Annotated in this window: 16 protein-coding genes; 3 read left to right on the plus strand and 13 right to left on the minus strand. The window is 64.8% G+C overall.

The features are described 5' to 3' along the window. Window positions 1-200: 200 nt before the first annotated feature. From LT988_RS22010 to LT988_RS22060, 12 genes are all read right to left on the minus strand, one after another. A complete protein-coding gene (locus LT988_RS22010; RefSeq protein WP_232407638.1) occupies window positions 201-935 on the minus strand; it encodes a class I SAM-dependent methyltransferase in 735 nt (244 codons plus the stop codon). Between the two features lie 414 nt (window positions 936-1,349). Beyond that, window positions 1,350-1,676, minus strand: coding sequence for a nuclease-related domain-containing protein (locus LT988_RS25655; RefSeq protein ID WP_408648087.1), 327 nt, complete (start codon window positions 1,674-1,676; stop codon window positions 1,350-1,352). 4 nt (window positions 1,677-1,680) lie between these two features. Beyond that, window positions 1,681-1,842 (minus strand): hypothetical protein, encoded by a 162-nt coding sequence (locus tag LT988_RS22015; protein WP_232407640.1) that lies wholly within the window; start codon window positions 1,840-1,842, stop codon window positions 1,681-1,683. 13 nt (window positions 1,843-1,855) lie between these two features. Continuing rightward, window positions 1,856-2,824 (minus strand): N-6 DNA methylase, encoded by a 969-nt coding sequence (locus tag LT988_RS22020; RefSeq protein ID WP_232407642.1) that lies wholly within the window; start codon window positions 2,822-2,824, stop codon window positions 1,856-1,858. Beyond that, on the minus strand, window positions 2,821-3,009 hold the full coding sequence (locus tag LT988_RS22025) for a hypothetical protein (protein ID WP_232407643.1): 189 nt from the start codon (window positions 3,007-3,009) through the stop codon (window positions 2,821-2,823). Before LT988_RS22025 ends, LT988_RS22020 begins: the two co-directional genes overlap by 4 nt. Window positions 3,010-3,151: 142 nt before the next feature. Further along, window positions 3,152-3,433 carry a type I restriction-modification system subunit M N-terminal domain-containing protein gene (locus tag LT988_RS22030; protein ID WP_232407644.1) on the minus strand — a complete coding sequence of 94 codons (282 nt, stop codon included), beginning with the start codon at window positions 3,431-3,433 and terminating at the stop codon, window positions 3,152-3,154. 66 nt (window positions 3,434-3,499) lie between these two features. Continuing rightward, the gene (locus LT988_RS22035; protein WP_232407645.1) at window positions 3,500-3,922 is read right to left on the minus strand and encodes a PIN domain-containing protein; all 423 of its coding nucleotides are present in this window, start codon (window positions 3,920-3,922) and stop codon (window positions 3,500-3,502) included. Continuing rightward, window positions 3,919-4,155 (minus strand): AbrB/MazE/SpoVT family DNA-binding domain-containing protein, encoded by a 237-nt coding sequence (locus LT988_RS22040; RefSeq protein ID WP_232407647.1) that lies wholly within the window; start codon window positions 4,153-4,155, stop codon window positions 3,919-3,921. The genes LT988_RS22035 and LT988_RS22040 overlap by 4 nt, the downstream gene beginning before the upstream one ends. A gap of 138 nt (window positions 4,156-4,293) precedes the next feature. Continuing rightward, window positions 4,294-4,626, minus strand: a complete 333-nt coding sequence (locus LT988_RS22045) for a helix-turn-helix domain-containing protein (protein ID WP_232407649.1) — start codon at window positions 4,624-4,626, stop codon at window positions 4,294-4,296. A 147-nt stretch (window positions 4,627-4,773) separates the two neighbouring features. Beyond that, window positions 4,774-5,076: a restriction endonuclease subunit S domain-containing protein gene (locus LT988_RS22050; RefSeq protein ID WP_232407651.1), complete on the minus strand. Its 303-nt coding sequence runs from the start codon at window positions 5,074-5,076 to the stop codon at window positions 4,774-4,776. After that, window positions 5,073-5,837 (minus strand): type I restriction-modification enzyme R subunit C-terminal domain-containing protein, encoded by a 765-nt coding sequence (locus tag LT988_RS22055; protein ID WP_232407652.1) that lies wholly within the window; start codon window positions 5,835-5,837, stop codon window positions 5,073-5,075. Before LT988_RS22055 ends, LT988_RS22050 begins: the two co-directional genes overlap by 4 nt. Then, a complete protein-coding gene (locus LT988_RS22060) occupies window positions 5,762-6,268 on the minus strand; it encodes a hypothetical protein (RefSeq protein WP_232407654.1) in 507 nt (168 codons plus the stop codon). Before LT988_RS22060 ends, LT988_RS22055 begins: the two co-directional genes overlap by 76 nt. 255 nt (window positions 6,269-6,523) lie before the next feature. Here LT988_RS22060 and LT988_RS22065 point away from each other — a divergent pair, with 255 nt between their 5' ends. The 3 genes from LT988_RS22065 to LT988_RS22075 are packed head-to-tail and all read left to right on the plus strand — an operon-like array spanning window position 6,524 to window position 12,914. After that, window positions 6,524-9,424, plus strand: a complete 2,901-nt coding sequence (locus LT988_RS22065; protein ID WP_232407656.1) for an aspartate phosphatase — start codon at window positions 6,524-6,526, stop codon at window positions 9,422-9,424. Next, on the plus strand, window positions 9,421-11,262 hold the full coding sequence (locus LT988_RS22070) for a CRTAC1 family protein (protein WP_232407658.1): 1,842 nt from the start codon (window positions 9,421-9,423) through the stop codon (window positions 11,260-11,262). Before LT988_RS22065 ends, LT988_RS22070 begins: the two co-directional genes overlap by 4 nt. After that, window positions 11,259-12,914 (plus strand): tetratricopeptide repeat protein, encoded by a 1,656-nt coding sequence (locus tag LT988_RS22075; protein ID WP_232407659.1) that lies wholly within the window; start codon window positions 11,259-11,261, stop codon window positions 12,912-12,914. The genes LT988_RS22070 and LT988_RS22075 overlap by 4 nt, the downstream gene beginning before the upstream one ends. A gap of 188 nt (window positions 12,915-13,102) precedes the next feature. Here the strand turns inward: LT988_RS22075 and LT988_RS25340 are convergent, their stop codons facing one another. Further along, entirely contained in the window at window positions 13,103-13,459 is a 357-nt protein-coding gene (locus LT988_RS25340; protein ID WP_269752077.1) for a hypothetical protein, read from the minus strand. Window positions 13,460-13,667: the final 208 nt, after the last annotated feature.

Below are 13,667 nucleotides of genomic sequence, written 5' to 3' on the forward strand. Positions count from 1 at the left end.
GCATCGTGGCGTTGCTCACGAGTTTGTGATGACGTACCCAACCCCCGCCCCGAGGTGGCCGGATGATGCCGAACCTCCCGCTGAGCGATCTGGCGGCAGTGCGCCGTCGCTACGATGGATTCATGTCATGCGTGTCGATCAGGATGCGCAAGGCGACGCCAGCGGGGGGGTCGATGATGCGGTCGACGCGGTGCTCGGGGTCAGCCCTCTACGGGTTCCTCGAACACCATGAAATGCTGTGTCGGTAGGATGTCGAGGGTCTCGACCCAGCGCAGCCCGACGGCTTCGAGCTCGGTGATCGCCTGCGCTTGGGTCATCTTGTGCAGCGGCTTGATGGGGATCCTCGGGTCCTCGCCGCGGTACTCGATCAGAAAGACCCGGCCGCCCGGCCGCAAAGCGCGGCGGATGCCCTGCATCATCTCGAAGGGATAGGCGAACTCGTGGTAGGCATCGACGAGCAACACGGCATCGAGGCTATCCGAGGGCAAGTTGGGATCATCCTCCGCGCCGAGGACCGGCGTTGCGTTAGCGATCGCGCGTCGCTCGATGCGCTTGTGCAGAACCTCCAGCATCTCCGATTGCACATCGACCGCGTAGACGCGACCGGTCGGGACGGCCTCGGCGATGCGGAAGGTGAAGTAACCGGTGCCGGCGCCGATGTCGGCGACCTGCGCATCGGGTGCGAGCCCCATGCCTTCGACCACTCGGTCGGGCGTCTCCTCGACGACACGGGTCCTACGTTCCAGCCAGGCGGCGCCCTGGTGACCCATGACCTGTGAGATCTCGCGCCCGAAATAGGTCTTGCCGATTCCGTCGCGGCTCGGTGCGTGGACGGTGTAGAGATCATCGGCAGACAGTCCGGACTCGGCCTGCGCGGATAGGACCGCGAGCAGGCACAGCCCGGCGAGGAGGATGGTCGATCTCCGGCAGCTCATCGAGGCGTTCTCCCGTTGGTGCATGCAACCGAGTGGGGCTGCGACCATTCGACCAATGCGGGCGTTGGCCTGCGAATCTACCCCCCAGGTCTCGCTCAACGTCTGCGAATGCTGCTGTCCGTGGCACACTCCCGGCCGCAAGGACCAACCCGGTGCGGCGCGGATCATCTGCGCCCGCCGGTCAGCCTTTTGCCATGAAATGCCGCGCGGCGCTTCTCGGAAGAAGTCCGGACTTCCACTATCCCAACGTCTTTACATGCACGATGGAGATCGAGAGCCGTGAATCATCGTCCTAAACCGCGCCCAGCGTGGTATGCGATGTGTGTTCGGATGGGATCGGCCCCGGCCGACTTGACGACCGTTGGAGTCGGCGCGGTTTAAGATATTAAAAAATATCAAATTTTAAACTGTATCTCACCGAGATCGAGGACGTCTCCAAAGCCAAACGCAAATCACCGGCCGCGCAGAGACAGGGAGTCCGGCGGATGTGGTCAGTCGTTCGGACAGCCACCGTCCTTGGGCGCGTGCCTGCTCGGCTGTCTTCATGTCCGTCCAACCGGGTAAAGCGAGCGCTGTTCCGTCGAAGGTCACTCGGGCCTGTTCACCCGGCTTTCCTCGCGTGGGCTTGAGTCGGTGCTTGGTCTCGACGGCAAAAACGCCGCCGGGGGCGACGACCACGTGGTCGATGTTGAACCCAGGGGCCTGGATATCGTGCAGGACGCGGCCCCCACCCGCGATGATGGGCTCAAGGAGCTGTTCTGAGGAGCTCCGAGGTCAGGGGCGAACGCCGGTTCCGGTCGCGCACGAGCCGCTTCCAGGCGGTCAAGATCAGAACGACGATAACCATCGGTAGCAGCACCATCGCGACGATCAGCGCATACCCCTGAATTGCCTCGTTCAATGGCATTCCGGATGTCCTTTCAGTCCTGTGGGAGTCGCTCGAACTGTTCGGGTTGTGAGTGAAGTCCCGTTGCGAGTGATCGCGCCTCGGTTTCGGGATCCCCTTGCAACCTGTCGGCTTCGAGCAGACGGCCCAGGCGCTTCAAAGCAAGGTCGATGGTGCGCTGATGAACCGCGATCGCCCTCAAGACCTCCTCCGGGGTGCGATTGTCGCGATCCGATCGTGCGCGCGGGTTGACGGCCTTGAGATCGAAGACGGCCGCGTCGATCGCATCCGCCTTGGCTTGGGCCTCGCGCGCGGCGCGCTCGGCCGCCGAGAGTCGGCTCAGGATTGGCTCGATCGTTTCTTTTGGCGCCTTGGCTCGCCGCAGCACGGTGAGCTCGCTCCGAACGGTGATTGCGAGCGCTTTCTGACGTGCGGCCTCCTTGAGGTGAGGCGCCATCTCCTCCCGCGCCTTCTCCCGTCGGGCCGCGATGTCCAGCGTCCAGGACAAGGGGCTCTCGCCGTCCGCCGTTCCGTGTGAGGCGAGCAGCCGTGCAAAGGTGGGAAAGGGCCGGCTCTGCGCCGCGTCGGCTGCCGGCATCGGCGTCGTGTCGATCGTCTCGCGATCCTCGGTCGAGCCTGCCACGCCTTCCGCCAGAAGCCGGAGCAAAGTGTCGGGGAGCTGGTCGTCCTCGAGCACTGCGCCGGTCTTGTCGAACCCGAAATGGGCCAGCGTCATCGGTTGCTTCTTGCCGACCTTCACCCCGGACAGATCGTAATACCAGATGCGTTCGGTCGGTCGGCCCTTGGTGAAGAACAGCAGATTCGTCTTGACGCCCGCGCCTGCGGTCGAGAAGACCCCGCCGGGCAGACTCAAGACACACCAGAGATCGCACTCGTCCAGAAGCCGGCGCTTGGTTTCTACGAAGGCGCGCTCGTTGGTCCGAAACAGCAATCCCTCGTCGAGCACGATTCCGCAGCGGCCATCCTCCGCCAGGTCGGTCATGATCTGCTGGAGAAACAGCCGTCCGAGTTCTTCTCGCCCATCTTCAGCAGCAGATCCTCGTAGACCTCCGAGAGCGTGAAGAAGTGGGTGTCGTCGATATGCCCGATGCTCAGACGATGCATCCGGTTGAGGATATCGGCGAGGTTGGTCTCGGAGTCCACTCGCACGCGCTCGACCGCGGTCATGATGCGACCCAGGATCCGCTGCTTCCGGCTTGCGTACGGGTTCGGGGTGCCGTCCAAACTGAGATCGAGTCGGTGCAGGTGGGGGAGCAGGGACTTGTTGATGAAGTTGAGCAGCCGTCCGTCTCCGAGCGCGAAAAGCTCCCTACGTTTCCAACCCTGCGGACGCCCGTCCGAGGTGAGCGGATGATCCGGCGCGTCCGAGTAGGGCGCCGCCCAATCCTGCCAACGATACGGCGAGATCCAAGGCCGGGGTGAAATCCCGGCCCTGGATCTCGGCAGCCATCCGCTCAAGCTCCTCCTGCGCGTCGAGGATGCGCAGAAAGAGGATCCAGGTCAGCTCCGGGACGTACTGCAACGCGCTCGCACAATTGGAGCGCCGCATGACATCGCAAACGCCTTTGACGAAGGCGGACAGCGAGCCCAAGGATTGAATGGATCGAGGAGCCGTCTTCTTTCGAACCGGGGTGGGCTGAGTTGCGCGAGACACGGCTTAGGCACGACCTGGGCTGGTGACGAAAGGGTTGCGGACGCGCAGCCGCCCGTCGAGGATCTGGCCGTCCTGGAAATCCTCCGACCAGAGGGTCGTGCAGCCGCAATCGAGGGCGCTGGCGGCAATCATGGCATCGTAGATCGCGAGACCGTAGCGCTCGGCAAGCCGCAGACCCAGATCATGGACCTCGATCGTCAAAGGCTGCACCGGGCACAGGGCGCGGATGGTTTCGAGGATGTCCCGAACCTCCGCCCAATCGCATCCGAGCTTGCGTCGGGCGACGCTGACGAATTCATTCAACACCTGCACGCTGATCGTCCCACCGGCCGCGAGGAGGGCTTCGGCCCGGTTCGCCTTGATCTCGTCCTCGCTCAGCAGATAGAGAACGACATTGGTGTCGAAAAAGTCGGTCTCCGTCGTCACCCGCGGTCCTCGTGGCTCTCCAGCCGATCGAAGCGAAAGTCCGCCGGGAGTCGCCCGCGATAGGCCCGCAAGCGCTCGATCAGCTCGGTTCGGGTCGGCTTGCGTCGGACCTCGAAACGGCGCTCGTCGGCGACGACGATCTCGATGTCGTCGCCCTCCTTGAGCGCCAGCGCCTCGATCACCGCCGCGGGCAGACGCACGGCGAGACTGTTGCCCCATTTGGAGATTTGCATGGACGTCGAGACCTTGCATGGATATACACGCGAGCGATGGTATATCAAGCGTCGCGAGCGGGCAAACGGAAGGGCCTTTAATCGACTTGAGGTGGGTTTCGGTGAGCTGATGTCGACGTCGGCGAACGAACCCGCGTGTTAACCGTTTGCGAGCTCTCTGAGCACCTCGGGATGCCGTTCGGCGACCCGTAGAAGCGTCTTCGCAGCTCCGCTCGGCTGACGACGTCCTTGTTCCCAGTCCTGCAAGGTTCGTTTCGAGACGCCGAGCAGCGTGGCGAACTTGGCTTGAGACAATTTCGTGCCGAGCCGCGCCTTGGTGACCGGCGAGTCGATGACCCGGCCATCGTCAAGCACCAGCGACACACGTCCGACCTCGCCGTCTCGGAGCTGACTTGCAGCTTCGATCAGCTCGGCGTCCAGATCGCGCTCGGCATCCCGCGCCAGCATTTCGGCTTCAGTTAATTTCGCCATGGTCGGCTAACTCTCGCAGCATGTTCAGGGTTGTTGCGGAGACATTTTCTCTCACAATCTCGGCATCGACCGTCAATCGCAGAGGAAACATAGCTGGGGTGTCGAGACCTGCGTACGCGTGCGACGCGCTCGACCTGAATCCTGGAATCAAGCCGCTCGCTCGCCTTCCCCGAAAGCCGTCGCGAGGATGCGCTCGGGCAGGCGCTGGATCTCCTTGAGCTGGGCCTCTGAGGCCAGGCGGGCGGACTCTGCTGCGGCGAGCTGGTCCCGGAGCCGGCGAATGATCCGTTCCTGCTCCGGACGCGGCGGCGCGCAGATCCGGCACTGCTCCAGGGTCGGCATGTAGATGGTCTTGTGGGTGGCTCCGGTCGCCAATGATCTCAGATGCTGATTCGTGGGCACTGTGACAGGGGCAAAACCCGGATCGCTGGCAGGTAGTAAGCAACTCATACCGAAAACAACCTCCCCTTCGCCTCGCGCATCACCTCCGCCGGCGGTCGGTCGATCCGGCTCAGGACGTAAAACCCGCCGGCACGCTGGATCTCGGGCACATCCCAAAGGCTGGGGCTCTCCAACGCCTCGGTGCCGCCGATGGCGAACTGCTGTCCGAACCCTCGCAGGACTTGGGCTGCGTCCGGATCCAGGCTGTCCAGCCAGGGTGCGGATTCGATCAGATAGCCGTCGGCGCGCTCGCGTCGCTTCAGGGGCGAGGCGGCGAAGCCGTGAGGGGCCAGCAGATCGAAGAGGTCCAGATCGTGGCATTGCTCCAGCTCGCGCAGGCGGTCGGGATCGGCCTGGCCGTCGCGCAGGTGCTGGATCAGACCGGCACGGTCGCGTTGCTCGATCCAGATCGAGCGGAATCCGTCCAGGTCACCCGTCTCGCGGCGCAGACGCTCGGCGAGCTCGGCGCGGTATTCGTCCAGCGTGATGAGGGTTCGGCGGCCGTTTCGCAGGATCGGGACCAGGCGCCCTTCGTCGGCGATGTGCAGACGCTTGGCCTCCTGCTCGCCGAGCGCCATCTCGACCACGAGCGCGGGGTCGTTCTTGCCGCCATTGCCTTCCCCGTCGCCGTTGCCGGTGCCCTTGGAGCGTCGTGTCGGATCGGCAGTGATGAAATCGGTGCCGAAGAGGCTGGTCACGCCGGTGCAGTCATAGAGCCAGAACTTGTATTTGGCGGTGTCCTCGTGGATGCGGGTGCCGCGGCCGACCATTTGATAGAAGAGGATGGCCGAGTCGAGATAACGGAGCCTGTGTCCAGCACCAACAGGGCGCGTGCGGGGAGGCCATCGCGCTCGCAGTGCAGGATCTTGGCGATGACGGCGCGGATGGCGGCGCTCTGATAGTAACGGGGGTTCTCGGCGTAGGCCGGGCTGTCGGACGTGAAGAGGAGATTTGCGGCAGGCTCGGTCAGATCGATGCCGGTGTCGCGGGCATAGCGCTCCACCAGCTCGGCGTGGGTGGGGAAGAGATCGAAGTCGTGCGGGCCGGTCGTCAGGCCGCTGATCCGGTCGAATTCGCCATAGCGGTGTCCGTTGGTGGCGAAGACGTAATGGATGCTGAACCGACGGCAGTCGTCGTAGCCCTTGGCGTGCAGCTTGGGGTCGATCAGGTAGAAGCGGGTCTCGGCCTCGTCATAGGGCATTTCCTGTCCTTCGGTTTGGCCAGAGATCCGAGGATAGGCGATCGAGTCATGCAGGATCCAGTAGACGCCATCCGCAAGCCGGCTCCCGCTCCGTCGAGCATAAGCAGGAAACGCGCGTCGCGCGTCTTCTCGAAGGTTGATCCGCAGCAACATCGAATCCACTGCCGGCGATCGACGAGCTGCTAAAATCGAACTCAGGGCAGATACGATGCTGTTGTGTCGAGCATGTCACCTCCCCCCGACAGACCTGCGTCCTTGGGTTCGGATCCTCGTCTCCCGGCTGTCTTGAGCCCGACGCTCAGGCGGGTCCTCGCGCTGCTCGGAATCCTCTTCGGCCTGCTCGCCGTCAACTCGGTCTATTTGGTTGCGGTGACGGCAGCCGAGTGGGTGTCCGGCGAGATTCTGGAGAACCGGGTTTATCTCCTGATGTTTCTCCTGCACCTGCTGCTTGGCCTCATCCTCGTGGTGCCGCTGGTCCTCTTCGGTGTCCTGCATCTGCGAAGAGCCTGGCGACGACCGAACCGCTGGGCGGTTCGGGTCGGTTTCGGCCTCTTCGTGATGCTGCTGCTCTTGATCCTCTCCGGCATCCTCCTGACGCGTTTCGGTTTCTTCGAGATCAACCATCCGGGTGTGCGCAGCTGGGCCTATTGGATCCACGTCACGACGCCCCTGATTGCGCTTTGGCTGTTCGTCCTACATCGACTCGCCGGCCCCCCGCTGCGCTGGCGGCCGCTGGTGTCCTGGGCCTCCGCCGCGCTGGTTTTCGCAAGTCTGGCGGTCGGGTTTCATCTCATCGCCGTCGGGCAGGGCGACGATCTGGTCCGGTCGTTCCAGCCGGCCCTGGCGCGGGTCCAGAGCGGTGGCCCCATCCGCGCGGAGCGTCTGATGCAGGACGAGGTCTGTGCAGAGTGTCACGCGGACATCGCGGCGCAGCACGCCGGGAGTGTCCATCGGCTGAGCTCGTTCAACAATCCGATCTATCGGTTCAGCGTCGAGGAGACCCGCCGGGTTTTACTGGAGCGTGACGGCGCGATCGAGCCCGCGCGTCTTTGTGCGGTCTGCCATGACCCGGTGCCGCTCTTCTCGGGGCGTTTCGACGACCCGCATTACGATCCCGACATGGATCCGGGCGCGCAGGCCGGCATCACCTGTTTGACGTGCCATGCGATCACCGAGGTCAACAGCCCGCGCGGCAACGGCGACTACAGCCTGGTCGTGCCCCCGGCCTATCCGTTCGCCGACAGCGATCATGCCCTGTTCAAGGCGATCAATCGCCAGCTGATCCGGGCCAAGCCGGCATTTCACAAGAAGACCCTGCTAAAACCGCTGCACCGCAGTCCCGAGTTTTGTTCGACCTGCCACAAGGTGCATTTGCCCGAGGTACTGAATCGGTATCGCTGGCTGCGCGGCCAGAACCACTACGACAGCTTTCTCCTGAGCGGTGTCTCGGGTCATCGCGTCGACAGCTTCTACTATCCCGATCGCGCAACCGGCTCCTGCAATACCTGCCACATGCCACCCAAGGCATCCGACGATCCGGCCGCGCGTGTGCTTGCCGACTCGGGGCCCAAGTCGGTCCGTGACCATCTCTTCGCGGCCGCCAACACGGCCGTGCCGGCCCTGCTCGGACGCCCACCGGAGGAAAATGCCGCGCGGGTCGTTGTTCTGGAGCGCGCTGCGCGTGTCGACATCTTCGGACTCCGCGAGGGCGCCACGATCGACGGTCCGCTGCTCGCCCCGATCCGTCCCGCGCTGCCGAGACTGGAGCCTGGTCGGCGCTACCTCCTCGAGCTCGTCGTACGCAACCTCGGTGTGGGGCATGAACTGACGCAAGGGACAACGGATTCCAACGAGCTGTGGCTCGACGTCATTCTGAACGCCGGTGAGCGGCTGATCGGTCGCTCGGGTGCGCGAGCGGCGGACGGCACGGTCGATCCGGGGGCCTATTTCGTCAACGCCTATATCCTGGATCGCGATGGCAATCGGATCGATCGGCGAAACGTCCAGGACGTCTTCGTCGCGCTCTACGATCATCAGATCCCGCCCGGTGCGGCAACCGTCGTGCAATACGCCTTGCGGCTTCCGGATGATCTGACCGCACCGGTCACCGTCGACGCCGCCCTGCGCTATCGCAAATTCGACACGGGTCTGTATCGGCACCTTCGAGGCTCGGAATTCAGGGGCAACGATCTTCCCATCGTCACCCTTGCGGCCGACTCTGTAACGCTGCCGATCCAAGGCGGCGTCGAGCCTACAACGCAGACGCGAGACATCCCGGTCTGGCAACGCTGGAACGATTACGGCATCGGCCTGCTGCGACAGGGACGCAAGGGCCGGCTCCGCCAAGCGGCGGAGGCATTTGCGGTCGTCGAGTCCTTGCGACCGGGGGATGGGGCAATGAACCTGGCCCGGGTCTTCTATGAGGAGGGTCGACTCGACGACGCGGCGGATGCCCTGCAGCGTGCGGCGGCTTCGACTCCCCCTGCGGCACCCTGGACGATGGCGTGGTATGGCGCCTTGATCGAGCGCGATCTCGGACATCTGGATGCGGCGATCGCGAACCTGGAGGCACTGGCCGAGACCCGCTTCGGATCGGCCCGTGCACGTGGATTCGATTTCAGTCGCGACTATCGGATGCTGAACGAGCTTGGCCGTACCCTCTATGAACGTGCCCGCCAAGCGCGGGGCCCGTCGCAGCGCGCCGAGCGCAGCGTCTTGCTCGAGCGGGCGGCAGAGCGTTTTGAGCAGGCGCTGGCCGAAGATCCGGAGAGCGCAGCCTCGCACCACGGCCTCAGTCTGGTCTACGCAGAGCTCGATCGCCCTGATTCGGCCGCGGAGCACCGCCGCCTGCACGAGACCTATCGCCCCGACGATCAGGCGATTCAACGTGCGGTGACCCTGCACCGCAGCCGCAATCCGACCGCAGATCACGCCGCCGAGCCCATCGCCATCTATGACCTGCAACGACCAGAGTCGTTGGCATGGGCAGGAGACGGCGGCTTCGTGGCAGTATCCGGCGGCGAGGGCGACGTCGGCACCATTGCCGGGCCGAGTCCACTCCACGGATACGGCTCCTCTCGGGTCTCTTATGACGCAACGATCGCCTCCGACGCGGAGCCGATCCATCGATCATCAGTATCGGTCAGATCGCCATGACGCAGTCAAAACAATCGACCGGAACCACGGGGGAGGTTCGCATCCGGCGTGCCTTCATCCTGTCTGTCGTGATCATCGTTGTCGCGCTCACCGTGGGCCTTATCCTCATCTGGCTTGTGACGCCTCCGCCCGATCGGGACGCGGTGCCGGATGCCGAGATCCAGGCGCCGTCTCGCGCGGTGACCTCTGCCTCGGATCGACCGCCTTCGGTGCGTTTCACCGACATCACCGCCGAGGCAGGGATCGATTTCGTTCATGTCAACGGTGCCTATGGCGAACGTCTCATGCCGGAGACGCTCGGGAGCGGTGCGGCCTTCCTCGACTACGACGGCGATGGACGACAGGATCTTCTCTTGATCAACTCCAACTACTGGCCTGGTCACGAGCCCGAAGGTGCGGAGACACCGAGGTCCGCCCTTTATCGGAACCTGGGCGGCGGACGTTTCGAGGACGTCACCGAGGCGGCGGGTCTGGATCTGACCTTCTACGGGATGGGGGTTGCGGTCGGAGACTATGACGGCGACGGCCGGCCCGATCTCTATCTGACCGGTCTGCATCGCAATCATCTGTTCCGAAACGAGGGCGGGCGTTTCGTCGAGGTGACGGACAGCGCCGGGGTCGGCGGGGGCGAGGATACCTGGAGCTCGAGCGCCGTCTTCTTCGACCATGACCGGGACGGTGACCTCGACCTCTTTGTCGTCAACTATGTCCAGTGGTCCAGGGATGTCGACCTCGAGATCGACTTCCGTCTGACCGGGCTCGGACGTGCTTACGGCGCGCCGCTGAACTTCGTCGGGACCGACAACACACTCTTTCGCAACGAGGGCGACGGCCGCTTCACCGATGTCACGGCGGATGCCGGGATCCGGGTGACCGATCCGGTATCCGGCCAGCCGGTCGGCAAGGGGCTCGGGGTCAGCGTCGTCGACTATGACGGCGACGGCTGGCTCGAGCTCGTCGTCGCCAACGACACGGTTCGGAACTTCTTGTATCGCAACTTGGGGAACGGCCGATTCGAGGAGGTCGGCATCTTTGAAGGTCTCGCCTACGACCGCAACGGCAAGGCGACCTCGGCCATGGGGATCGATGCGGCCCGCTTTCGCGATGACGGGGACCTGGGCGTGGTGATCGGCAACTTTGCCAACGAGATGTCTTCACTCTATGTCACCACGGAGGGCCGCCCGCCCTTCGTCGACGAGGCCGTTCTCGAAGGTCTGGGGCCCGCGTCGCGCATCCCTTTGACCTTCGGTCTGGTCTTTCTCGACTACGATCTCGACGGTCGACTGGACCTTCTGCTGGCCAACGGCCATCTCGAGCACGAGATCCAAAAGGTCCAGCAGAGCCAGACCTATGCGCAGCCTCCCTCGCTGCTCTGGAATTGCGGCGAGGCCTGTCCGGGCCGATTCGTTCCGGTCGAGGAGGCGGGTGATCTGCTGAAACCCTTCGTGGGTCGGGGACTGACCTTCGCGGACATCGACGGCGACGGGGATCTCGACGTCCTCGTCACCCAGAACGGGCGTCGTCCCGCACTGCTGCGCAACGATCAGGCCACCGGGCATCACTATTTGCGCGTCAAGTTGGCCGGGCGACCGCCCAACACCGACGCGATCGGGGCCGAGCTCGCGCTCACGGCGGACGGGGTCACCCGTTATCGTCAGGTGATGCCGGCGCGCGGCTATCTCTCGCAGGTCGAGCTGCCCGTGACCTTCGGGTTGGGCGAGACGACCGAGGTCGAGCGGCTGCTGATCCGCTGGCCCGATGGCTCGGAGCAGGTGGTGGAGTGGCCGCAGATCGATACCCTGCTGGTCATCGGGCAGCCGCGAGGCGAGGCGTCATGATCCATCTGATGCTGCTGTTGGTCTTGGCGGTTTCGAGCCTCTCGGCCGATCCAACGAGCACGCTCACCGAGCCACGCGACGAGCGGCTCATCCCGATCGCCGAGACCGATGTCAGCGGTGCCGAGCGCCTGATGCAGGTCGCCATCGAGCAGGCCCGCGTCGCCCTGGCCGATCTGCTGCGGGATCCGCAGACCAGCGATGACCAACTCGCCGAGGCCTACGGGCGCCTCGGGGCACTCTACCTGTTGGTCGAGGTGGAGGCGGTTGCAGATGCCTGTTTGCGCAACGCAGCGACCCTGCAGCCGAGCGTCTTTCGCTGGCCCTACTATGCGGGGTATCTGGGCCTGCTCGCCGGACGCTTGGAGGAGGCGATTGCCGATCTGCAGACCGCTCGTGCCCTGGACCCGGACTACGCGCCGCTCGATCTGCGTCTCGGCAAGGCCCTGTTGGAGTCGGGTCGGCTCGACGAGGCAAAGATGGCTCTGGAGCGCGTCGCGGACACACCTGGACTGGTGGCGGCCGCGAACTTCTATCTCGGCCAGATCGCCAATCTGCAGCGCCGGCATGCCGATGCCGTGGTCGCGCTGGAGCGATCGCTCGAGGCCGATCCGGCGCCGTCCGGGGTCGGCTTCCAGTTGGCGCAGGCGTATCGCGCCCTGGGCGACCGGGAACGTGCAGAGGCGTATTTGGCGAGCTTCGACGCGGGAAGCCCCGCCGCGCAGGACCCTCTCATCGCCGAGCTGGAGGTCGCGACCGGTCGCTCGTTGCCGGCGTTTCAGGAGGCGATGCATGCGACCCGCCGCGGTGACTATCGGCTGGCCGCTGAGCGTTTCGCGGAAGGTCTCGATGTGGATCCGGACAACGCCGCGGCGCGTGTCAGCTACGCCCGAACACTCTTTCTCTCGGGCGCGAAGCCCGAGGCGAAACAGGAGCTTTTCAAAGCCCTCGAACAGGATCCGGGTCAAACGCTAGCGCGCTTCTTGCTGGGCGTACTCCACGAGGCGCAGGGCGAGCTCGCCGCGGCCGAGGACGCCTATCGAGGGACTCTGGACGCGGAACCGGGCCACCCGGGCGCAGCCTTCTATCTGGCGAATCTTGACCTGCGAGCCGGCCGATTCCGAGACGCGGCTTCCGGATACCGTGCGGTCTTGGCGTCCCGCGATCCGGTCGATCCCGCCTATCTGCTCGAACTGATTGCTTTGAGCCGTTCGGACACCGCCGAGCGCGAGATCTTGGTACGCCTTGATGCGCGCCTCGGACAGCGCCCCGATGACAGGATGCTCGCTTACGCCCTGGCACGCCTGCTTGCGGCGGCCAAGGATCCCGACCTGCGCGATCCGGCGCGCGCCCTAACGCTGGCGCAAGAGCTGGTCGGACAGCAGCCGATCCCTCCGTATCTGAGGGCCCTGGCCTTGGCGCATATGGCGACAGGCGACGCGGAACAGGCGATCGAGACGCTGCAGCCGCTCGTCGCCTTTGCGGCTTGGTCCCTACCGCCGGGAGAGCGCGCGGTCTTGATGGACGAGGTGGCGGTGTACGGGGAGGGTCGGGTCCCCGATGAGCCTTGGCCCGAGGGGGATCCCTTCCTCGCTCCGCCGCCGTTCGACCCGTTGGCCGCGTTCCGGGATTATCCCGCCGCGGTACCCTATTGAGCCCGGATCCCTTCGTCGGCCGCAGACGTGATAGAGAAGAGCGGAGAGAAATTCCTCGAGCTTGTGAGAAGGCTCGAGTGGGACGCGGAGGGCACGGGGAATCCAAAGTCTTTCCTGCGTGCGCTCCGTGTCCGGGGGGCCCGCGAGTCGCGTCGGAGACCGACGCCGCCGGGGCTTGCGCAGCCGGCTTATTTATCGGCGCTCGATGTCGAGGGTGCTGTCGGTACCGTCAGCGCCGGCGTGTAAGGATATCCGCCCCAGCCGCCGTAGGCGGGGTAGCCACCCCAGGGGGCGCCCCAGCCTCCGTACCCCGGGTAACCATAGCCGTAGCCGGGATAACCGTAACCGTAGCCGGGATAACCGTAACCGTAGCCGGGATAGCCATAGTAACCCGGATAGCCACCGTACCAGGGCCCGCGATGCCAGGGTCCCCCGTACCAGGGCCCGTCGCCCCAGGAGCCCCAAAAGGCATTGGCGGGGACCGTCGCCAGCAGGGAAGTCGCAGCGAAAGCCAATCCAAGCGTGGTCTTCATCAGCGGTTTCATGTTGGTTCTCCTCGTCGGTCAAAGCCGTGGCGTGGGATAGTACGCCATTGAATAGTATAGGCATTGTCGACGCGGAAGCTAGCGGGGATCCGATGAATCCCTCGGTTCGATCGGGCCTCCGGGCGCACCCCCTTCGGCCTCGACGTGCGTGGGCGGCCGTGAGCGCGTCGAGAGACAGCGGCCAGGTACCCGGGCCGCGCCCGGTGAG

It is taken from the genome of Thiocapsa bogorovii (assembly GCF_021228795.1).
In the GTDB taxonomy this organism is placed as follows: domain Bacteria; phylum Pseudomonadota; class Gammaproteobacteria; order Chromatiales; family Chromatiaceae; genus Thiocapsa; species Thiocapsa bogorovii.